Here is a 21,809-nt window from a genome sequence, read left to right as displayed (position 1 = left end):
GCCTCGCACTCGGCTCTGCGGGGCCGATCGAATCGTCAAACCAGTTCGATCGCGAACGGGCCCTGCTCGACCACGCGGCCGACGATCTCGCTGTCAGCGATGCCGGCAGCCTGGAGCGCGGCAAGCAGCGCCAGCGCGTCGCGCTCGGACAGCGCGATCAGCAGGCCGCCCGAGGTTTGCGGGTCGAAAGCGATCTCTACCATCTCGGCCGCCACTTCGTCCGAGATTCGCACGCGCGGGCCGAAGAATTCGCGATTGCGCTGCCCGCCGCCGGGGATCATTCCCGCCCGGCAGCATTCGAGCGCTCCCGGCAACAGCGGCAGATCGGACTCCTCGACCCGCAGCGTCACACCGCTGCCATCGGCCATCTTGACGGCGTGGCCGGCGAAGCCGAAGCCCGTGATATCGGTCGCCGCGTGAACTTCGAACCGCATCATCGCACTTGCCGCTTCCGCGTTGAGCGCGCTCATCGAACGCACGGCCGCCGCGTAGTGCTCGGGCGCGAGCCGGTCGCGCTTGAACGCGGTCATCAGGGTCCCCGTGCCCAGGGCTTTGGTCAGCACCAGCGCGTCGCCGACGCGCGCGCCGACGTTGCGGATTATCCGGCGTGGATCGATCACGCCGGTCACCGCCATCCCGTACTTCACCTCCTCGTCGGCGACGCTGTGGCCTCCGACAACCACGACGCCCGCCTCGCGCGCTTTGTCCGCCCCACCGCGCAGAATCTCGCCGAGCATCTCGCCTGGCAGCCCCGATTGCGGCCAGCACACGATATTGAGCGCGGTTTTCGGCACCCCGCCCATCGCATAGATGTCCGAGAGCGAATTGGCAGCAGAGATCTGGCCGTAGGTGTACGGGTCGTCCACCACAGGGGTGAAGAAATCGACCGTGTTGACGATGGCCAGATCTTCGCGCAGGCGAAACACGCCGGCGTCGTCGCCGGTGGTGATACCGACGAGCAGATCGGGATGGCTTCCCGGATCGAAGCGGCTAAGCGCGGCGGCGAGGTCCTCCGGACCCAGCTTGCCGGCTCAACCCGCCGCCTTGCAGCGCGCGGTCAGCCGAATCAGCTCGCCACGCGCCGGGTTATTGTCCCGGTCTTCAGGCATCAACGGCCTATTGTGGCGCAAGCCGCCGCGCTCGCCAATCGCGCCCGCAGCCATCCGTACAGTCCGGCGGGGCACCGAGGCCTGTCCCGCTCAGAAGGCCGCTACGGCCACTTACGAACGGGCGCGCAGGCGGCGGGCGTCGCCGACACGCGTGGTTAGGCCCGCGTGGTCGAAGTAGTCGAGCAGCGCGATCGCGAACTTGCGGGACGCGCCGAGCAAGTCGCGATATGTCGCAGCGGTGATTTCGGGCGCGGTGCGCAGATGGTCGAGCAGGCGCTGGCGCGCGGCCTCGAACGGCTCGCGCGCGAAGTAGAGGTCGGTGGCGATCTTGACCACCCGCCCCTCGCGCTCCAGGGCACCGAGCAGCGTGCGCAACCGGCCGAGCTCGGCGCCGCGCAGCTTGAGTTCGTCGGCAAGCTGCTTGAGATCGGGCGGGTGGAACTCGGCGCGGCGCAGCGCCTCCTCCAGTCGCGCGCCGAGCCGGCCTTCGTCGCCGCCAAGGGTCACCCGATGGCCCCGTAGGCGCAGCACGCTCTCCTCGCGCACGATTTCCGACTCGCGCCCGAGCCGGTCGACCAGCGCACGGAAGGCGCGCGCGCTCACCTCGTAGGGCAGGCGCTCGCGCAAGGCTTCCATCTCGAGCCCGGGCGACAGCGGCTCGGCCTGATGATGGGCCGTAAGCGCGGCCAGCGCGAAGCGCTTGAGCTCCTCCCATTTGGCCGCCGTGGTAAAGCCCTCCTCGTCGCCGAGCGAGAGTTTGACGAAGCGCTGATCGCGCAGCGTCTCGCCCACCTCGCGCGCGGGCGCGTTGAGCAACTGCGCAATCCGCGCAGGGGTGGCCGCCAGACTCTCCTGCAAATTCAGCAGTGCTTCGATCGTGTCCGGCGAGGGCGCGGCGTCGAGCGCGGCGAGATGCTTGAGATAGGCCTCAAGCGGTTTGCGCATGCGCCGCCCGAGCGGATTGAGCACCACGCCGCCGCCCAGCGTGCGCCGGCTCGTTTCGTCGCGGATCACGAAATGGTCGCCCGCCAGCGCAACTACTGGATCGTTGAGCACGAGCTGCACCAGCGCGCTATGCTTGGGCGCGATCTCGCCCGGCGCCTCGAGCACAATCGCGCGGCCGATCGTCTCGCCAGTGCCGATAAAAAAGCGCACGCGGTCGTTGTTCTTGAGCGGGCGCCTGGCCGCCGGCCGCAGCTCCAGATGCGCGTCCAGCCGTGTGGTGGTGAGCTCGAGCCGATCGTCAACGACGACGTCGCCCCGCTTGAGCTCCATCCGTTCGGCCCCACTCAAGTTCAGTGCGACCCGCTGGCACAGCCCCGCGCTTTCCACCGGCTCCGAATGGACCTGGATCGAGCGCACGCGCACCTCTCCGCCGCCGGGCAGCACGCGCAGCTTCTGTCCCACGCGCACTTCGGCCCCCATCGCGGTGCCCGTAACAACCGTCCCGTGGCCCTTGATGGTGAACGCGCGGTCGAGCGGGAGGCGGAACAGGCCCGTGCGCCGGCGCGCTTCGAAACCCGCAAGCGCGCGCGCGATCTCGGCGCGCAGCCCGTCGAGCCCGGCACCGGTCAGGGCGGAGACTGCGATGATCGGCGCGCCGGCCAGGCGGGTTCCGTCGGCAAGCAGCTCGATCTCCTCGTGCACTTCAGCGAGCCGCGCGGCATCGGCGAGGTCGGCCTTGGTGATGACGAAGATTCCGCGGCCGACGCCCAGCAGATGAAGGATGTCGAGGTGCTCCTCGCTCTGCGGCATCACGCCGTCGTCGGCGGCGACCGTGAACAGGACGAGGTCGACGCCGTGTGCGCCGGCCAGCATGTTGCGGATGAAGCGTTCGTGACCCGGAACATCAACCACGCCCGCGCGGGTGCCGTCGGGCAGCGTGAAGTAGGCGAAGCCGAGATCGATCGAAATCCCGCGCTCCTTTTCCTCCTTGAGGCGGTCGGTGTCTTGGCCCGTGAGCGCCTTGATGAGCGCGGTCTTGCCGTGGTCGATATGCCCGGCGGTGCCGATGATGGCGTGGGTGACGTTATGATGGGCAATACCGGCAGCCATGGTGCGGATCGCAGTCTAACGCGATCGCCCCATCCGCCAAAAGCCCATCTCTTTGGCCAGACCTGGCGCGGCAGAGGGGAAAGACCCTGCCAGCGCGTCCGCGCTTCAGTGGACCTTGGCGAGGGCGGCGTTGATAGTCTGTGTGAAGCGGTCGCCCGGCCGCAGATAGACGATGAAGCGCGAAATCTTGCCCTGCCCGTTCACCGTGAAGTGGTCGATCGCTACCAACGAGTACTTGCCGGTCAGTTTGTTCTGGTTCGTCAGTTCCATCACGCAGTCGTGGCCGTCCTGGATGAAGCTGGCAGGCTTGACCCGAGGCTTCAGCGCGCCGAGAAAGTGAATGTAGAACTCGCCGATTGCCTTGGCGCCGTAGCGGGTTTTGCCGTCCGGTCCCATATAGACGGCGTCCTCCGCGAACAAGCCGCCTATCTCGTCGTACTGGCCCGCGTTGATGAGATCGACGTACTGATGGGGCGCGGCGCATGCCCCCGTGGCGGACGCTGCGCTGGTCGCGGCGGCGTTTCCGTTAGCCTCTCCGTTCTGGGCAAGAATGGTTGGCGCCTCGCGCACGGCCCGCTCGTCGGCACGCACCAACGCACCGCTGACGACAACGGCAACCGCGGTCAACGCCATAAGACCTGCCACTTTCGCTGGATTGATCACCTGGCGCTCCCCTGACGGCCTCTATTAAGTCGAGGTTTATCAGGTCGCCACGACCTGACCCAAGAACAATCTGCTCGCGCATCGCTTGGGGCGTCGAAAATTTCCGCTATGGCGGTCAACCTGAATCCCAGCGCGCTAGCGGCTCGCCACGGGCATCATCCGCGACCATCGTTAAGTCGCCGTTTTTCGGTTCGCAGGACCGAACAAACCCGCCATGCGCGCCGCGGCGCCGCTTCCTGCAACGGGAGCGGCGCCCCGCGGTCTTCAACCGCCGGCTTATCGCGGCCGGCCGCAATCTTCGGAGAATCCGCCGCGTCGCGCGATTGGCGCAACGATGATCCTGCGCCGCGTCATTTGCCCTTAATCTGGTTGACGTAGGTCGGCAGATCGAAGTAGTCGCGCCAGGCCCTGATCTTGCCCCCGCTCAGCTCGAAAACTCCGGCGACCGGCAACGCGATATGCTTGCCGTTGACCGTGAAGGAGTCCACGCGCTCGTTGAACACAACCGATCCGGCGCTTGCCGTATTGAGGATCTTGAATTCCAGCGCCGTGGTTCCGGGCATGAAGCCGTCGATGACCTTGCGGATCTCGGCCTTGCCATGCGCGGGCTTGAGCGGGATATTATGGTAAACGGCGTCGTCAGCGAAGAACTCCATTACCTTGTCGATATTGAGTGTCGACCAGGTCTTGCAGAACTCATTGACTATTCTTTCGTTCTCGGTGCTCATGGGGGATATTCTCCTTCCGAATCTCCGGGACTTATTGACTATTTCACAAAATATCTCAACCGGCGCCGCGAGTTGCGCGCGCGCCGGCGCGCTTACGCCTTCTCACCTTCCTCGTCGAGATAAAAGCGATCGTCGTCCTTGTTGTAGCCGAAGAGTTCGGCGAAGCGGCCCCAGTTGACGACGGTCGCGAACATCCGCTCAGGCGATTCGTCCGGCAGCAGCATCGCCAGGTGTTCGAGCACGACCTCCTTGTTGAGCGAGTGATCCTCCTGCGCGCGCAACAGGCGCACCAGGTATCCGAACAGGGTGTGCTTGCGCAGCTGCTCGCGGATGATCCGTTTGCGCTGGTTGACGTCGGCGGCGAGGAACTCGCGCCCCAGCGGTTCGAGCACCACGTCGCCCGCCGGGGTCGAAACCAGGCCGAGGATCTCGGCCGCCTTCATCACCTTGAGCAGGTCGGCAAACTTGAAGTTGAGGTCGCGTGCGATCTTGTAGCCGTCCTCGCGCCCGCCGCGGTCCTCGAGCATCTCGAGCAAGCCGAAGACCCATGGCAACTGGCTGTCAGGAATCGGATGGATCGCCGGCGGAGCCATCAAGCGCGCTCCTCGATAAGCGAGAAGACCTTGTCGGTGAGGCTGTTGAAAGGTTCGCTGCGCCGGTCGCGCGGGCGCGCCAAATCGACCCTCAGGTCGCCCGCCAGCCGTCCGGGCCCGGCCGAGAGCACAAGGATGCGATCCGCCAGTTCGACCGCCTCCTCGATGATGTGGGTGACCATGATGATGGTTTCGACCGGGCTGTCGGGCGCCTGCCAGATGTCGAGCAGTTCCTCGCGCAGGCCGATCGCGGTCAGCGCGTCGAGTGCCGAGAACGGCTCGTCCATCAGCAAGACCGCGGGCTCAACCGCCAGCGCGCGCGCCAGCCCAACCCGCTGCTTCATCCCGCCCGAAAGCTCGCGCGGGTAGGCTTCCTCGAAACCATCGAGTCCCACCTTATCGATATACAGGGTCGCCAACCGTTCGCGCTCGGCGGGCGGCACGCCACGCGCCTCCAGCCCGAGTTCGACGTTGGCCTTCACGCTCAGCCACGGCAGCAGCGCAAAGGACTGAAAAACCATCGCGCATTCGGGGTTGATGCCGTCCACCTGCTGGCCGTTGTACAGCACCTGGCCCGCGGTCGGCGCAATGATCCCGTTGATGATCCTGAGCAGAGTTGATTTGCCGCACCCCGACGGCCCCACGATCGCGACGAATTCGCCACGCTCGACGCTGAAGGAAATCTCGTTGAGCACGCGCAGGTTGCCCTTGGCGTGGGGGTAGCTCTTGGAAACCTGTCTGAGCTCGAGCAGGGCCATGGCTCTGGCGGATCGTCACACATCGCCGCTCACCTTGGGTCAATCGATCCTGTAACGTTCGGTCGCCACGTTATACAGCCTGCGCCAAACCAGCCGGTTCAAGCCTACCACTACCACGACCATCGAAAGCAGGCTAAGCAGGATCATCATGCTGTCGCCGGTCTCGTAGGTCGCGGCGTCGAGCAGCGCGCCCAGCCCCAGCACCTTGTAGGTTTTGCCGCGATAGGAAAAGTACTCCGACAGAATCAACGCGTTCCAGCCGCCACCCCACGCCGTGATGCTGCCGGTGACGATCGACGGCACCAGCGCTGGCACGGTGAGCTTGCGCCAGATGGCCAACCTGTTCAGACCATAGGCGTGCGCCGCCTCCTTGAGGTCTTCGGGGATTTGGTTGACGCCGGCGAGCAGGTTGAACAGCAGGTACCATTGCATGCCGGTCAGGATCAGCAGGATCGAGGCGAGATTCATACCGCCGGTCACCTCGACCACGAACAGCACGATAAGCGGGAAGAGCGCGGTGGCCGGCATCGAACCGACAATCTCGGCAATCGGCGCCAGCCACCGGCGAAAGCGCACATTGTCCGCCGCCGCGAGCGCGCATGGCAGCGTCCAGCCGAGCGAGATCGAGTAGGCGACGACGATCCGGAGGATCGAGGCGCCGGTGGCGGCGGGAATCAAGCGCGCCTGGTCCGGCCACGGTCCGCTGAGCGCGTGGGCAAGGGCGGCGAGCCCCTTGAAAATCGCATAGAGGAAGATCAGCCAGAGCGCGATCAGTGCCGCGTAGCCGGTGGCGCGAGCGGCGCGCGCAATGCGCGCGCGGGTTGTGGAATCAAGCGCCGGCAGGCCGGCGAGCAACACGCGCAGCAGCGCCGCCGGCGGCCGTATCACGAAGCGCGCGGTGCGATAAACCGCCGGGCCCAGCGCACTCAGCGCGTGCAGCATCCCTAGCGAGCCCATCGGTTCGCCGGCGGCACCTGAGGCAAACTCGTAGCGGAACTTTTCCGCCCACACGGTCAACGGCTGCCATACCATCAGGTCCATCAGGACGATGATCAACAGCAGCATCGTCAGTCCGGCGATGATCTCCCCGCTGCGCCCGCGGTCCGCCGCCTCCATCAGGTAGCTGCCCAGACCCGGCAACCGGTAGTGCGAGGGGCCGACGGTGATGATCTCGCACGCGATCAGGAAGTACCATCCAGCCACCCACGACAGGATCGAGTTGTAGACCAGCTTCGGCACGCAGGCCGGCAACGACAGCTTGCGAAAACGCAACCAGGCGCTGGCGCCGAAGGCTTCGAGCGCCTGGCGCAAGTCGTCGGGTATCGTGCGCATCGACTCGAACACGCCCAGCGCCAGATTCCACGCCTGGCTGGTAAAGATCAGGAAGACCGCCGCCATCTCGACCCCCAGCCGGCCGCCGTGAGCGAGCGCGACGAAGAAATAGACCGCGGCGGGGAAAAAGCCGATAACAGGCACCGACTGCGCGATATCAATCGCCGGGATCATCACCCGCTCCCACCTCCGCCCGCGCGCTGCGGCCATCCCGTAGGCGACCGAGAACACCATCGCCAGCACATACGCCGCCAGCATGCGGTAGAACGAGCAGAAGGCATAGTACGGCAGCTGGCGGACCGAGACGCTGAAGCGCGGCCCGTGCAGATGGGGGGCGTGGGCGCGGAAGCTGAAAAACAGCGCGAGCAGCGCCGCCACGATCAGTATCGAAACCGCTCCGCTGATTAGCCTGCGCGCGTTCATGCCTGGCTCGCCGTCCGGACAGCGAATTTTCCAGCATAGCGCCCCGCGCGCTCAAGCACGACGGTCAGGCAAGCGATGTGCCGCGGCCAAGCCGCCATGGCGCTGGCTGATAGCATGAGTCGCCCGCAGCGGGGGCAGGCGGTTGATAAATCGCTTAGCCCGCGCGCACGGCGCGTTGACAAGCGGGCGGCGCCCGAATAGCTGCTTTGCAGGGTGGCCTCCCAAGGTAAGGGCAAAATCGACGAATGGCGGCTCGGAGTCGAGCTCGGCACGCTGGAAGAGTTCGAAGCCGTCGAAGCCGCGCCCGAAGCGGTCCGCGATCACTCGGCCGAACGCCTTGGGCGCGCGCTCTTCGTCCTTACGGCCGAGCATCTGGGATGGGCGGCGGTGGCATGCTGGGCGGTGGTGAGCCGCCTGCTGATGCTCGGCGCGCGGCCGCTCGATCCCGCCGAGGCGAGCGAGGCGCTCACCGAACTCTCCCTGCTCCATGGCAACGCCGCCGTCGGCGCTCATCTGAGCTGGGTTCAACTGGCCGAGACTGCGGTCTTCGCAGGTCTCGGCGCCGGTGACTTCGCCGCACGCATCGCGTACGCGCTTAGCGGCCTGCTGCTGATTGGCGCGGCACTCGCGATGCGCCGCCATCTGGGGCGCGCCGGCGCCCTCGCCTTTGCCGCGCTGATCGCGCTCTCGCCCAGCGCCGCCTATTTCGCGCGCAGCACAGCGGCGATCGTTCCCGCGCTTGCGTTCGCAGTGATCGCCCTTGCGGCCTTCCTCGAGCTTGTCGAGAGGCCGACGCCGGCCGGAGCGGCGGGAGTCGGCGCGGCCGCTGGTCTGGGGCTCGCGAGTGCCGCCGCGCCCGCGATGATGACCGCGCTCTTCATGTTGGCCGCGCTTGCTGTAATCGGCCTCGGGCGGGCCGTAACTGACCGGCGCGCGATGCTCCAGGTGCGGGTGTGGTGGACGCGGCGCAAGGCGCTGCTTTTCGTCGGCGTGCTGGTGGCTGCGGCGCTGTGGGCGCTGCTCGAGAGCGGGCTTGCGACGCGCTCTCCACTCGGCGCGGTAGTGGCGGCCGCGCACATCAATTTTGCACCCTCGGGCGTAGCGGGCTTCAGGGCCGGGCTGAATTTCTATCTGCCGATATTCGCGTTCTATGAGTTCCTGCTCGTGATTCTGGCCGTGGCGGGTGCGATCGCGGTGGTCACGATACGCGTGCGGTCGCGCCTGGCGACGGGCGCGCTCATCTGGAGCCTGGTGGCGGTTGCCTTCTATCTCTGGACGCCGCAGCGCTCGCCGGCGCTTGTGCTCCAGATGATCGTACCGATGGCGTTGCTCGGCGCCGTCGCGATCGACTACCTCCATCACGCGCCGGCGTGGACTGTCATCCGTTATCCGCTCGCCGTGCTCGCGCTGCTGACACTTTACGTGCAGGCCGCCAACAGCTTTGTCTTTTATGCCCCCGACGCCAGCCAGGCGCCGTGGGCACGCACCGCGCTGCTCTTCTGGACCGCGCCGGTTACCACCCTTCAGGCCCGGCAGGAATGCACGCGAGTGATCGGTCAGTTGCCAGCCCGCAGCGCGCGGGTCTTCTTTGCCGACGGCTCGCCGGTGCTGCGATGGTATCTGCGCGAGTTCGCGCCTGCAGACAACGCCGCAAGCGCCTCGGCGGTCGTCGCCGGCGCCGAAGCGCCGAACCTGCCGCAGGTCGACGTGCAGGCACGTTATGAGTTCGAGCTGTCCGCCGCATGGCATCCGCGGTGGGAGGCGCTCTCGCCGCCGGCCGCCTTGAACTACCTGCTAAGCGCGCGCGCATGGGGTCCGCTTCAGACCGACCGCGCCACGATCGTCGTGCGCCCCAGCCTCCCGACCGCGGCGACGGTCATCTTCGCGCCCGCCACGGCTCCCAGCGCGGCGCCCCCGGCTTCGCCTGCCGCAACTCCCATACCGTCCGTGGCGCCAGCGCCGACGCCGGCCGCGATATCCGTCCCAACGCCCGGCGTCGCCCCGTCGCCGTCGGCAGCGCCCTCGCCAACAGCTTCGCCATCCGGTACTCCGTCTTCCGGCCCGCCGGTCTAGCCGCTAGCCGATTCTTCTCGTCATCGAAGAGCGAGACCGCACAATTGCGCGTGCTTCGCCCAAGGCGATTTGCGCGACGTGCGCCGCTCTGTAATAAAGACCAAAACCGCCACGGCCTGCTGCGCATGGCGTAAACCGACGCACGCGGGCGGGGTAACCGTTTCGCCAAAGGACGTCCGGGATGCAAAGCCTGCTCGCCACTATTCAGCAGTGGCACATCCATCCGGTAATCGACCATTTCACGGTCGCGATCTTCGTGCTCGCGGTCGTCGCCGACCTTGTCGCCAGCCTGTTCTCGAACCGGCTGTGGCTGCGCTACGCGGCGCTCGCGCTGATGATCGTGGCGGCGGGAGCGGCATGGGGCTCCAGCGTGACCGGCGGATGGGAAGCCGACAAGGTATGGAAGGCGGTCAAAGCCGCCGACGGTCCCGCCTTCGATGTCCTCAAGCGCCACGCCTGGCTCGGTGACGACATCATTCCATGGGTCATCACGGCGCTCGCCGTATGGCGGATCGGCGTGCAGGTGCTCGGCTTCATCGCGAGCTCGCGTCCGCTCTATCTAATCGTCTCGGTCGCCGCACTTATCCTTGTTTCGTACCAGGGTTATCTCGGCGGCGCGCTGGTCTACGACTACGGCGTCGGCACCGCCACCTTCGCCGGCGCGTCCCAGCCGACGCCAGCGGCAAGCGAAACGCCGAGTGGGCCTGCCACGCCGATTCCGACAGTGTACGTTCCGGCCGCAGGCGCCACGCCCGCGGCTGGCGCTTCGGCTACCGCGCCCGCCGCGACTCCTGCGGAGAGCGGCAGTGCCGGCGCGGCCACTCCGTCGGCGTCCCCGTCGACCCCCGCTGCCGCGCTACCCTCTGCTGCGCCAAGCCCGGCGGCAGCTCCAAGCGCTTCCGCGACCGCAGGCGGTTCCACTTCAAAGGCGGACGATCTGAAGGCGTCGAGCACCGCGCCCGGGGCCGCGCCTGGCACCACGATACGTCCGCCCGACCCGCATCCAGGCGCGACCAGTTTGTAGCCCGCTCGCGCGACCCCGCGGCGCGCACATGGTAATCTGCCTGGGAAAGGAACGCACGATGGAACGGCGCAAGGTCGGAGTGGTCAGCGCGCTTTACCGCTATCCGGTCAAGTCGATGCTGGGAGAGAAGCTCGACGAGTTGCCGCTCACGCCCAACGGCGCGATCGGCGATCGCGCCTGGGCGCTGCGCGAGGCTTCGGGCGGGATCACGACCGCCAAGAAATGGCCGAACATGCTGGGCTTTCGCGCCGGCTACGATTCAGCGCCGGCGCCCGGAGCGCTCGCGCCGGTAACGATCGTTTTTCCCGACGGCACGCGAATCCACGCTGCCGACCCGGACGCCTCCGAACGGCTGTCGGCGACGCTCGGACGCCCGGTGCGCCTGGTGACCGCGCAACCCGACGAGCATGCGCGCGGCGAGATCGATCCAAACACGATCTTCGCCGACGTTCCGGTCGAACAGATCTTTCCCGGCCTGACCCGCCAGACGCTGCCCGGCACCTTCGCCCTGATGCGCGGAGCATTCTTCGATTCGGCGGCGGTCCATGTACTCGCCAGCGGCTCGGTTATGCACATGAAGCGGCTGTGCGGACCGAACTCGGTGCTTGACCCGCGCCGCTTCCGACCCAACATCTTCGTCGATACCGGCGGCGACAGCGGCGGCTTCGTCGAGGACGAATGGCTCGACGGCGTGCTCGAAGTCGGCGCGGAGGTGAAGATCACGGCGATGCAGCCGGCGCTGCGCTGCGTGATGACGACCCATGCGCAGAGTGAGCTGCCGCGCGACCTCGCGATCCTGCGCACCGCCGCGCAGCATCACAAGGCCAAACTCGGCGTCTTTGCTTCGATCGGCGCGCCCGGCACGGTACGCGTCGGCGACGCGGTCGTACTGGCCAAGTAGCTCACTACTGCATTCTGCCCGCGTCGAGCGCCACGCTGTGCACTAAGCCGCGCCGCAGCGCTTGCGGCATACGCTTACGCGGCAGACGATTGAGGCGGGCCGGCCCGGTTGCCGGGCGAGCCGGCCGTACGCGATGACTGCTTTCCGCCGCTCGATTGTAATCTCGCCGCGCGCCGCCGTTCGGCTCGAAGCGGCTGCGCGATGGCTCGACGCGCTACCGCCGGAAGGCCAAACGATCGTGGTGGCGGCGCGCCACAGCGCCGCCGACGATCTCGTACGCGCGGTCGCCGGCCGCCGCGCGCTCTTCGGGATCAATCGCTTCACTCCGACGCGGCTGGTCGGCGCGCTGTGCGCCGACGCGCTGTTCCGCGAGGGTCTCGCGCCGGTTAGCGGCCTCAGCGTCGAGGCCGTGGCTGCGCGTGCGGTTCACAAGCTAGCCGCCGGCGGCGGGCTCGGCTATTTCGCACCGGTCGCGGACCGGCCAGGATTCCCCGGCGCGCTCGCACGCACGCTGAGTGAACTCAGGATGGCCGGTGTCGGCGCCCAAGAGCTTCAAGCGCTCGACGAAATCGGCGCGCCGCTGGCGGCGATGCTGCGCCAGTTCGAGGCCGAGCTTGCCGAGGCGCGGCTGGTCGACCGTGCGGCGATGCTGAAAATTGCGACCGCCGCCGCGATGAATGGCTCGGACGAAGCCACGCGCTACGGCGCGATGCCGCTCCTGCTCCTCGACGTCGCGGTCGCTTCGGCCCTTGAACGCGACTTTTTCGCCGCGCTGGCAGTGCGCTCGCCCAGCGTCCTCGCCACCGTGCCGCATGGCGATGGGGTAAGCGCCGCGATGCTCGAAGCGGCGTTCGGCGTTGCGCCCGAAGCGGCGTTGCGCGTCGACGCCGCCGCGGCCCCGTCGCTGGCGCGGCTGCAGGACTACTTGTTCAGCGAGGAGACGCCGCCCGAGCGTTCGCTCGACGACAGCGTCGAGGTCGTCTCGGCGCCGGGCGAGATGCAGGAGTGCGTGGAGGTCGCGCGGCGTATCCTCGCCGAGGCCGCGCGCGGCATCCCCTTCGATCAGATCGCCGTGGCGCTGCATGCGCCCGCGCGCTACGTACCATATCTTGAAGAAGCCCTTGGCCGCGCCGCCATCCCCACCAGTTTCGCGCGCGGCGCCAGCCGTCCCGAGCCGGGCGGGCGCGCGCTGCTCGCGCTGCTGGCCTGCGCCGCCGAACGGCTGTCGGCGCGCCGATGGGCCGAGTACCTGTCGCTGGCGCAGGTACCCGACCCCCGGCGCGGCAATGAACGTCCTTTTGTCGCGCCCGATCTGGAGACAGCAGGCGCCACGGCCCCTGAACTTACAACGAGTGACAACGCCAGCGCCTCGCCGGTCGAAATCGAAGACGACGACCCGGTGCCCGTGGTCGAGGGCACATTGCGCGCGCCCTGGCGATGGGAGCGGCTGCTGGTGGACGCGTCGGTGATCGGCAGCCGCGAGCGCTGGCAACGAAGGCTCGACGGCCTGCGTGAAGAACTCGCAATGAAGCGTCGCGAGCTGGTCGAGGACGACGCCCGCGCCAAAGCGTTCGATCGCCGTCTCATCGACCTCGAACATCTGCGCGCCGTCGCGATGCCGCAGATCGACGCGCTCGCGGCGCTGCCGCAGCGTGCGGCATGGGGCGAATGGCTGGTTCATCTGCGCGCGCTCACTCATCTCGCCGTGCGCGATTCCGCCCCCGTTCTCGCCGCGCTGGCCGAGCTCGAACCGATGGCGCCCGTGGGGCCGGTCAGTCTCGATGAGGTGCGCCAGGTACTGGCCGAACGGCTGGGACGGCTCGAAGCGCCGCCGCCGCGCCGGCGTTACGGCGCAGTGCTGGTTGCGCCCACGCAGGATCTCCGCGGTCTCAGCTTCGAAGTCGTAATCGTGCCCGGGCTGACGGAGCGCATCTTCCCTAAAAAGCTCATCGAGGATCCGATCCTGCTCGACGCGGCGCGCAAACGGCTCGGACACGGGCTGGAGCTTCAGGCCGATCGCGCCGGCGCCGAACGGCTCGCGCTGCGCCTTGCGGCCGGCGCCGCGCGCCGCCGCGTGCTCTTCTCCTACCCGCGCATAGATCTCGACCAGGGCCGGCCGCGCGTGCCGTCGTTCTATGCGCTCGAAGTCCTGCGCGCCGCCGAGGGACGCCTGCCCGGCTTCGACGAGCTCGCCCGCCGCGCGACCAGCGAGCAGGCCGCGCGCCTGGGATGGCCGGCGCCGCGCCAGGCCGCCGACGCGATCGACGAGGCCGAGTTCGATCTCGCTGTGCTCGAACGGCTGGTGGACGCGGATCCGGAAACCACGATCGGCGCAGCGCACTATCTGCTCGGCGCCAACGAGCATTTGGCGCGCGCTCTGCGCGCGCGGGCACGGCGATGGCTCAGGCGATGGACGCCCGCCGACGGGCTCGTCGATCCGGCGCCCGAGGCGCGCGCCGCCCTGGCCAGGCATCAGCTCTCCGCGCGCTCCTATTCGCCGACCGCGCTCCAGCACTACGCCGTCTGCCCCTACCGCTTCCTGCTCTACGCGATCCATCGGATCCAGCCGCGCGAGGAGGCCGAGGCGATCGAGGTGATCGATCCGCTCACGCGCGGCGCACTGCTCCACGAGGTCCAGTTCGAGCTGCTCACCCGCCTGCGCGCGGCGGGCCGGCTGCCGGTCGCTCGCGAGGCGCTGGACGGAATCCTGTCCGAGATGGATCGGACCCTGGAGGAGGTCGCCCACAATTGGCACGAGCGGCTCGCTCCGGCGATCGAACGTGTATGGAACGACGCGATCGACGCGATTCGCGCCGACCTGCGGGAGTGGCTCCGCCGCGCCGCCGACGATCCCGAGCGATGGACGCCGGAGCGCTGCGAGCTCGCCTTCGGCCTGGAGGGACGCGAGCAGGCCGACCCCGCAAGCCGCGCCGAGCCGGTTGCGCTTGCGCTTGGTCCGACGAGCGGGCCACGGATCGCGCTCAGTTTGCGCGGCTCGATCGACCTGGTCGAGCGTGCGCACGACGGGCGGCTGCGCGTCACCGATCACAAGAGCGGCAAGGCCGACGCGCCCGCCGACGTGGTTATCGGCGGTGGCCGCTTCCTCCAGCCGGTGCTCTACGCGCTCGCCGCCGAGAAGCTGCTGAAGGAGCCGGTCGAGTCGGGCCGCCTGTACTACTGCACTTCGCGCGGCGGCTACGAGGAGCGCGTGGTCGCGCTCGACGCCGCGGCGCGCGAGGCGGCGGGAGAATTCGCCGCTGTCGTGAACGGCGCGATCGCCGACGGCTTCCTGCCCGCGGCGCCCGCCGCAGGCGCGTGCGAGTGGTGCGACTATCGGATGGTGTGTGGGCCGTACGAGGAGCTACGCACGGCGCTCAAGCCGGCGGCGCGCCTCGCCTCGCTCGAGAAACTGCGCAGCCAGCGATGAACGAAGCGCCCGATCGCGAGACGGCCGAGAGCGGCTCGCTTGCGCATGCCACCGGCGGGGCGCTTGCCGATCAGCGCGCGCGCGATCGTATCCGCAATGATCTCGACGCGACCCTGATCGTCGAGGCCGCCGCGGGCACCGGCAAGACCACCGCGCTGGTTCATCGGATCGTCGCCGCGCTCGCCCAGGGACGCGCCGAGCTCGGGCGGATCGTCGCGGTCACCTTCACCGAGAAGGCCGCCGGCGAGCTGAAGCTGCGTCTGCGCGCTGAGATCGAGAGCGCCCGCGGCGACCGGGCGCGCGGCGCGGCCGAGCGCGGACGCCTTTCCGACGCGCTGCGGCAGCTCGAAGAGGCGCGCATCGGCACGATCCATTCCTTCTGCGCCGACCTTTTGCGCGAGCGGCCGGTCGAGGCGCGCGTCGATCCCATGTTCGAGGTCGCGGCCGACGACGTCGCCGCCGAACTCTTCGACGGCGCGTTCGACCGCTGGTTCGAGCAGGCGCTGGGCGCGCCCGGTCCGGGCCTGCGCCGCCTGCTGCGTCGGCGCGACGCCTTCGATCGCGACGGTCCGCGGCCCGCGATTCGGGCCGCAGCGTGGGAGCTTTTGCAATGGCGCGACTTCAGCGCGCCATGGGCGCGTCAGGAGTTCGATCGCGATTCCGCAATCGATGGCCTAGTCGAGGAGATTCGCGCGCTCGGCGCGCTGGCGGCGCGCGGCGAACCGGACGATTGGTTGCGCAAGGCGCTCGAGGAAATCGCGCGCCCGATCAACGAGGCGACCCGGCTCGAGAGCGTGCGCGGCCGCGACTACGACGCGCTCGAGGCTGCGCTGCTTGCACTCCTGCGGGGTGGCGACGGGCGCTGGCGCTGGCGTGGATACGGCGAGGAGTTCGCCGGCGAGGCGCGCGCCGCGGTGATCGCGCGGCGCGCCGCGCTGCGCGCACGGCTGGAGCGTTTCCGCGACGCTGCGGGCGCCAATCTCGCGCCGCTCCTGCGCGAGGAGTTGTGGCCGCTCAGAGGCTTTTACGAGGAGGCCAAGCGGCATGCCGGCGTCGTTGACTTCATCGACCTGCTGCTCATCGCGCGCGACCTCGTGCGCGGCAACGCTTCCGTGCGCGCCGACCTTCAGGCGCGCATAAGCCGCATCTTCGTTGACGAGTTCCAGGACACCGATCCGCTCCAGGCCGAACTCCTGCTTCTGCTCGCCGCCGACGATCCTGCCGAAAGCGACTGGCGGCGCGTGCGCCCGGCGCCGGGCAAGCTCTTCATCGTGGGCGATCCCAAGCAGTCGATCTATCGCTTCCGGCGCGCCGACGTGGCGTTCTACCAGGAGGTCAAGCGCCGCCTGCTGGAGCGCGGCGCCGAGCTCGAGCATCTCACGGTCAGCTTCCGCGCGACACCCGAGCTTCAGCGCGCGATCAACGCCGCCTTCGCGCCCCTGATGCCGGCCGAGTCGGCGAGCCAGCCCGCTTACTCGCCGCTCGATCGCTTTCGCGACGACTGCCCGACGCAGCCGGCGACCGTCGTGCTGCCGGTGCCCGCGCCGCTCAACGAGCGCGGCTACGTGACCAAGCGGCAGATCGACGAGTCGCTGCCCGACGCGGTCGGCGCCTTCGTCCGCTGGCTGGTCGAGGAAAGCGGATGGACGGTAACCGAGCGCGACGCGCCGGCGCGGCGCGTCGCGATCCGCCCGCGGCACATCTGCGTGCTCTTCCGGCGCTTCACGAGCTTCGGGCGCGACGTGACGCGTCCCTACGTGCGCGCGTTGGAGGCGCGCCATATCCCCCATGTGCTCATCAAGGGCGGCTCGTTCAATGCGCGCGAGGAGGTCGAGGCCATACGCAACGCGCTCGGCGCGATCGAGCGGCCCGACGATGAGCTGGCCGTCTTCGCGACCCTGCGCGGCCCGCTCTTCGCGCTCGACGACGCCGCGCTGCTCTCCTTCCGCCATGCCGTCGGCTCGCTCCATCCGTTCCGCAGGCTGCCCGCCGAGCTGCCGCCCGCGCTGGCCGAGGTCAGCGGCGCCCTCAAGGTGCTGCGCGAGCTCAGCCGCGGCCGCAACCGCCGTCCGATCGCCGAGACTATCGCGCGTCTGCTCGCCGAAGTGCGGGCCCACGCGGCGTTGGCGATCTGGCCCACCGGCGAACAGGCGCTGGCCAACGTGATGCGCCTGATGGATCTCGCACGGCGTTACGAGGTGCGGCGCGCCGCGCGCTCGTTTCGCGGCTTCGTCGAGGAGCTCGAGGCGCGCGCCGAGCGCGAGGAAAGCGCCGACGCGCCGGTGGTCGAGGAAGGCGCCGAGGGCGTGCGGATCATGACCGTCCATCGCGCCAAGGGCCTCGAATTCCCGGTGGTCCTGCTCGCCGACCTGACCTGCAACGAGACCGCCGGCGAAGCCCATCGATGGGTCGATCCGGAGCGCGGGCTGTGCGCGCTGCGCCTCGGCGGCCATGCCCCCCGCGAACTGCTCGACCACGCCGAGGAGGAGATCCGCCGCGACCGCGAGGAGGCGATACGCCTGCTTTACGTTGCCGCGACGCGCGCGCGCGACTTGTTGATCGTGCCGGCGGTCGGATCCGCGCCGCATGATGGATGGCTCGGCAAGCTTGCTCCGGTGATCTACCCGGCCGAGAAGGACTGGCGCGCGCCGCTGGAAACCACGCCGCTCGGATGTCCCGCGTTTGGGGACGATACGCTGATGGTCCGTCCGCCCAAGGCGCCGCCCAAGTCGCGCGTGGTTGCCCCCGGGCTTCATCGCCCACAGGCCGGCGACCATCGCGTCGTCTGGTGGGATCCGTCGCGGCTCAGGCTCGACGTGCGCGAGACGATGGGGCTCAGGCAAAGCCGGCTGCTGACGGCCGACGAGGGCGCGCGGGTTGCCTCGCAGGGTGCCGAGGAGCATGCGCGATGGCAGGAACGGCGCGCGCGCGTGCGCGCCGAGGGCGCGACCGAAACGTTCAAAGTAGTGGCCGCAACCGAGCTTGCGGCGCGAATCGTCGAGAGCGACGCACGGCCCGCGTGGCTTGGCGACCCGGCCCGAATCGAATTCGTGCAAGTCGAGCGCAATTGCGCCCGTCCGCGCGGCGCGCGTTTCGGCTCGCTGGTCCACGCGATGCTCTCGCGCGTCGCGCTCGACGCCGACGCGCAGGCGATCGCGGAGGCCGCGCACTTCTTCGCCCGGATGCTCGGCGCCGACGACGCCGAAGTCGCGGCCGCATGCGAGGCCGTCGCGACGGCGCTCCGTTCACCGCTGATCCGCGCGGCGGCCGCCGCTGGCGCAGCGTTGCGCCGCGAGTGCGCTCTCGTGATGAAGACCGAAGACGGCCTCACAATCGAGGGCGTCGCGGACCTCGCCTTTCCCGAGCGTGCGGACGGGTGCCAGCGATGGGTGGTGGTGGACTTCAAGACCGAGGCCGACATCGCGCCGCGTCTGGAAGAATATCGAGTGCAGCTCCTGATCTACCTGCGCGCGATCGCCGAGGCGACGGGCGCATCGGCGCGCGGCGTCGTGATGCTGGTTTGAACCGCGAGCCGCGTGGGCTAGCATAATGCTCATTGCGGCGCGCGCGGCACGAGGTGCGGCAACCGAGGTGGCGAACGAAACTCTGCTGGTGATTGGCTACGGCTCGCTGCTCAGCGGGTACGGAATACTGGCCGAGCGGCGCGGCGGCGCAAGCCGGCTCGTCGCGCGTGACGCATTTGCGGTTACACTCGGCAACGCGCGCCGCGGATTCGCCAAGCCCTCGACCCACGGGCAGTATCTTGCGATGGACCTCGAGCCGATACGCGCGGGAGAGCCGATCGTCGCGCGCGCGAGCCGCGACGGCGTATCCGCAAACGGCTCCGGCACGAACGGAATCGGCGCCGTCGCGTTGGTCTTCGACCGCAAGTGGGCGCCACTCATCGCCAAACGTGAGGAGTATTCACCCGAGAAATTCTTGGAATTGATCGCGCGCGCCGACGCCGCCGGCGCCGCGCTCGGCGATTTCCTGCTCGCCATCGCGCGCCGCACGGATTTCGATCTCCTCGCCTATCGATGCGCGCTGCGCAAGCTGCTCGGCTACACTTCGCCCGGATATATCTTCCATCCGGTGCCGCTCGCCGACGGTCGGGTCGCGATTGCCGCGATAGGCTCGGGTTACGAGGGCAGCGGCGACCCGGCAGTGCGCTCGAGGCGCAGCGAGCTTGGGATGGATCGGCTGCTCACCATGCGCGAAGCGATGGAGGTGAAGAGCTTGGCGCTCGATCGCGCCGGTCAGGCCGGCTACTTCGCCGAATGCCTGCTCGGCGGGATCCATGGGACCGCGGTGGATGACCTGATAGAGGAACTGGAACCGGATAGCGACTGGGGCCGTGAGCTGCTGAGCCATCTCGACGCCGCCGCGCCGGGCGAGCCCGAGCGCTTCCTGGCGGCGACCTCGCTCGACCATCCTCGTTATCGCAAGCAGTTCGCCGCCCGGACCCATCCGAGCCTCGCGCCGCTGCTCGCGGCGGCTCCCATGCGCGCGGTGGAGTGACCGGCGTGGCGTCAGGATTCTCGATCTACGTGGCGAAGGAGAACCTGAAGTTTTCCGCCGCGCACTTTATCGCCTACCCGGGCTTCCGCGAGCCGCTGCATGGCCATAACTACCAGGTCGGAGTGCGCGTCGAGGGGCGGCTGTCACCGACGGGCTACGTGCTCGACTTCGGCCTCGTCAAGCGCCTTACGAAAGCGATCGTGGACCGGCTCGACGAGCATACGCTGATACCGGCACAGAGCGATTGCCTGCGGATCGAACGGCTGGACAACGGGCAAGTACGAATCCGCTATGGCGAGGAGGAGTTTCGGCTGCCGGCGGCGGACGCCTGCATGCTGCCGATCGCGCACAGTTCGGCCGAGGAACTGGCGCGTTATATCTGGAACGAACTGTGCGCGGCGCTTAAGGCGCAGCACGCGCTCGACGCCGTCGTCACGCTGGAAATTTCCGTCGCCGAGGCTCCCGGACAGCTCGCCAGCTATCGCGCCGAAGTGAGCGGACGATAGAATCGATGCGTCATCTCTAACGCGCCTAGCCCGTCAAAGCGGGCTGTTATTATTCACAGACGCGCCGGTTTTTCTCGTGCTCGCACGCTCACGCGGTCCGGGCAGCAGTTTGTATCTTGTTTGGCGACCGGCGCGCGTGAGAAAATCCGGCTGCTGCGCAATGCCAGTGCCTGCCAAGGGGGGAGGCCTGCGAGAGGTGGCCGCACCCGAGTTGAAGGACGACACCGCCGCGGCTAGGCGGCCCGTAAGCGAGCGCGCGCTCATCGGCGAACATCCGACCATGGTCAAGCTGCGCGCGCTGGTCGAGCGCGTGGCCGCCACCGACGCCACCGTGTTGATCACCGGCGAAAGCGGCACCGGCAAGGAGGTCGTCGCGCGTACGATCCACGACCTCTCGGCGAGACGCGGCCGGGCGTTCGTGCCGGTCAACTGCGCCGCGATCCCGCACGAGCTGCTGGAATCCGAGATGTTCGGCCACGAGCGCGGCGCCTTTACCGGCGCTTTCGGGCCGCGCCAGGGCCTGTTCAGCACGGCCGATGGCGGAACCATCTTCCTCGACGAGATTGGCGAGATGCCGATGCAGCTACAGGCCAAGCTGCTGCGCGTGCTCGAGGACGGGATCGTGCGGCCGGTCGGCTCCGACCGCTCGAACAAGGTGGACGTGCGCGTGATCGCGGCAAGCAACTCGGACCTCGCGGGCGCGATCAAAAAGGGGACGTTTCGCGAGGACCTCTTCTATCGGCTCCAGGTGGTGCCGATCATGATCGCGCCGCTGCGCGAGCGGCGCTCGGATATCCCGCTGCTGGTGGAGTACTTTCTCGGGCGGATGCGCGCGCGCTTTCCCGGCCGTCACTGGGAGGTTACGCAGGAGGCGATGGTGAGCCTGTGGTCGTACGATTGGCCGGGCAACGTGCGCGAGCTGGAGAACATAGTCGAGCGACTGGTGATCCTTTGCGAGGGTTCGGCGATCGACGCCTCGCTGCTGCCGCCCAACATGGCGGCGACGACGCGCGCGGCCGCCGACAATCACGTTCCGGGCCGGCTCGCCGAAGGCGGCGTCAACCTCAACGCGATGGTGCGCGAGCTCGAAGGGCGTATGATCAACGAGGCGCTGCGACAGACCGGCGGCAACAAGCAGGCGGCGGCGCGCCTGCTCGGGCTCAAGCGCACGACGTTTTCGGCCAAGCTGCGGCGATGCGGGGTGATCGCGCCGAACAATTCGAACTGGCGCGACGACGCGTGAGGAAGGGAGCCTATGCCGGAGGAACGGGTGCCTCACATCCTGGTGGTTGACGACGACCCCGACACCGTGGCGATCCTAGCGCGCCATCTTCAGCGCGAGGGCTTCGTCGCGCTGCCGGCAATCTCGGGCCAGGAGTGCCTGCGGATCGCGCGGGAAACCCCGGTGGACGTGATCCTGCTCGATCTCATGATGCCGGAGATGGACGGCTTTCAGGTCTGCCGCAAGCTTAAGGAAAACCCCGTAACCGCCGAAATCCCGGTCATCATGATTACGGCGCGCGACGACCTCGACGCGCGCGCGGAAGGGATGCGGTTGGGGGTGGGCGACTTTCTGGCCAAGCCGGTCTTCCGCCGTCAGCTCGCCGCACGCATCCGCGCCCAACTCGAGATGGCGGCCGGAGCGCGCGCCAACGAGGCCGTGCTTCACCAGCTCGGGGGCGGCAATCCCAGAAAATAG

General features: G+C 68.4%; 16 protein-coding genes. 9 read left to right on the top strand and 7 right to left on the bottom strand.

The annotated features are described in order from the left end of the window. Positions 1–35: 35 nt before the first annotated feature. The 7 genes from selD to VFB33_11280 form a co-directional block, all read right to left on the bottom strand. Positions 36–1,109 carry a selenide, water dikinase SelD gene (gene selD, locus VFB33_11310; GenBank protein HZO82270.1) on the bottom strand — a complete coding sequence of 358 codons (1,074 nt, stop codon included), beginning with the start codon at positions 1,107–1,109 and terminating at the stop codon, positions 36–38. A gap of 111 nt (positions 1,110–1,220) precedes the next feature. Further along, positions 1,221–3,164, bottom strand: coding sequence for a selenocysteine-specific translation elongation factor (gene selB / locus VFB33_11305; GenBank protein ID HZO82269.1), 1,944 nt, complete (start codon positions 3,162–3,164; stop codon positions 1,221–1,223). 105 nt (positions 3,165–3,269) lie between these two features. After that, on the bottom strand, positions 3,270–3,827 hold the full coding sequence (locus VFB33_11300) for a nuclear transport factor 2 family protein (GenBank protein ID HZO82268.1): 558 nt from the start codon (positions 3,825–3,827) through the stop codon (positions 3,270–3,272). A 350-nt stretch (positions 3,828–4,177) separates the two neighbouring features. Then, positions 4,178–4,555, bottom strand: coding sequence for a limonene-1,2-epoxide hydrolase family protein (locus tag VFB33_11295; GenBank protein HZO82267.1), 378 nt, complete (start codon positions 4,553–4,555; stop codon positions 4,178–4,180). 92 nt (positions 4,556–4,647) lie between these two features. Then, positions 4,648–5,148, bottom strand: a complete 501-nt coding sequence (locus VFB33_11290; GenBank protein HZO82266.1) for an AAA-associated domain-containing protein — start codon at positions 5,146–5,148, stop codon at positions 4,648–4,650. Further along, a complete protein-coding gene (locus VFB33_11285; protein HZO82265.1) occupies positions 5,148–5,906 on the bottom strand; it encodes an ABC transporter ATP-binding protein in 759 nt (252 codons plus the stop codon). The genes VFB33_11290 and VFB33_11285 overlap by 1 nt, the downstream gene beginning before the upstream one ends. Positions 5,907–5,945: 39 nt before the next feature. Next, entirely contained in the window at positions 5,946–7,661 is a 1,716-nt protein-coding gene (locus tag VFB33_11280) for an ABC transporter permease subunit (GenBank protein HZO82264.1), read from the bottom strand. Between the two features lie 213 nt (positions 7,662–7,874). On the opposite strand from VFB33_11280, the gene VFB33_11275 reads away from it, so the two are divergent. The 9 genes from VFB33_11275 (at position 7,875) to VFB33_11235 (ending at position 21,809) form a co-directional block, all read left to right on the top strand. Next, a complete protein-coding gene (locus VFB33_11275) occupies positions 7,875–9,734 on the top strand; it encodes a hypothetical protein (protein HZO82263.1) in 1,860 nt (619 codons plus the stop codon). A gap of 181 nt (positions 9,735–9,915) precedes the next feature. Beyond that, entirely contained in the window at positions 9,916–10,758 is an 843-nt protein-coding gene (locus tag VFB33_11270; protein ID HZO82262.1) for a DUF2231 domain-containing protein, read from the top strand. Positions 10,759–10,816: 58 nt separating this feature from the next. Then, positions 10,817–11,659 carry an MOSC N-terminal beta barrel domain-containing protein gene (locus tag VFB33_11265; GenBank protein ID HZO82261.1) on the top strand — a complete coding sequence of 281 codons (843 nt, stop codon included), beginning with the start codon at positions 10,817–10,819 and terminating at the stop codon, positions 11,657–11,659. Positions 11,660–11,792: 133 nt separating this feature from the next. Then, complete coding sequence (locus VFB33_11260) at positions 11,793–15,086, top strand: PD-(D/E)XK nuclease family protein (protein ID HZO82260.1); 3,294 nt, start codon at positions 11,793–11,795, stop codon at positions 15,084–15,086. Further along, positions 15,083–18,610, top strand: coding sequence for a UvrD-helicase domain-containing protein (locus VFB33_11255; GenBank protein HZO82259.1), 3,528 nt, complete (start codon positions 15,083–15,085; stop codon positions 18,608–18,610). Before VFB33_11260 ends, VFB33_11255 begins: the two co-directional genes overlap by 4 nt. Positions 18,611–18,677: 67 nt before the next feature. Continuing rightward, positions 18,678–19,604 (top strand): hypothetical protein, encoded by a 927-nt coding sequence (locus VFB33_11250; protein ID HZO82258.1) that lies wholly within the window; start codon positions 18,678–18,680, stop codon positions 19,602–19,604. Positions 19,605–19,609: 5 nt separating this feature from the next. Further along, positions 19,610–20,110: a 6-carboxytetrahydropterin synthase gene (locus tag VFB33_11245; protein ID HZO82257.1), complete on the top strand. Its 501-nt coding sequence runs from the start codon at positions 19,610–19,612 to the stop codon at positions 20,108–20,110. 196 nt (positions 20,111–20,306) lie between these two features. After that, a complete protein-coding gene (locus tag VFB33_11240) occupies positions 20,307–21,353 on the top strand; it encodes a sigma-54 dependent transcriptional regulator (protein HZO82256.1) in 1,047 nt (348 codons plus the stop codon). Positions 21,354–21,365: 12 nt separating this feature from the next. Next, on the top strand, positions 21,366–21,809 hold the full coding sequence (locus VFB33_11235) for a response regulator (protein HZO82255.1): 444 nt from the start codon (positions 21,366–21,368) through the stop codon (positions 21,807–21,809).

Source organism: Candidatus Binataceae bacterium (genome assembly GCA_035650475.1).
Lineage (GTDB): Bacteria > Desulfobacterota > Binatia > Binatales > Binataceae > JAKAVN01.
Note: the sequence above shows the minus strand (reverse complement) of the source record. Positions and strands in the feature narration are given on the sequence as shown.

Excerpts from the sequence above, each read along its gene's own strand:
- selB (HZO82269.1), bottom strand. The coding sequence starts at position 3,164 with ATGGCTGCCGGTATTGCCCATCATAACGTCACCCACGCCATCATCGGC.
- VFB33_11295 (HZO82267.1), bottom strand. The coding sequence starts at position 4,555 with ATGAGCACCGAGAACGAAAGAATAGTCAATGAGTTCTGCAAGACCTGG.
- VFB33_11290 (HZO82266.1), bottom strand. The coding sequence starts at position 5,148 with ATGGCTCCGCCGGCGATCCATCCGATTCCTGACAGCCAGTTGCCATGG.
- VFB33_11285 (HZO82265.1), bottom strand. The coding sequence starts at position 5,906 with ATGGCCCTGCTCGAGCTCAGACAGGTTTCCAAGAGCTACCCCCACGCC.
- VFB33_11280 (HZO82264.1), bottom strand. The coding sequence starts at position 7,661 with ATGAACGCGCGCAGGCTAATCAGCGGAGCGGTTTCGATACTGATCGTG.
- VFB33_11270 (HZO82262.1), top strand. The coding sequence starts at position 9,916 with ATGCAAAGCCTGCTCGCCACTATTCAGCAGTGGCACATCCATCCGGTA.
- VFB33_11265 (HZO82261.1), top strand. The coding sequence starts at position 10,817 with ATGGAACGGCGCAAGGTCGGAGTGGTCAGCGCGCTTTACCGCTATCCG.
- VFB33_11260 (HZO82260.1), top strand. The coding sequence starts at position 11,793 with ATGACTGCTTTCCGCCGCTCGATTGTAATCTCGCCGCGCGCCGCCGTT.
- VFB33_11255 (HZO82259.1), top strand. The coding sequence starts at position 15,083 with ATGAACGAAGCGCCCGATCGCGAGACGGCCGAGAGCGGCTCGCTTGCG.
- VFB33_11235 (HZO82255.1), top strand. The coding sequence starts at position 21,366 with ATGCCGGAGGAACGGGTGCCTCACATCCTGGTGGTTGACGACGACCCC.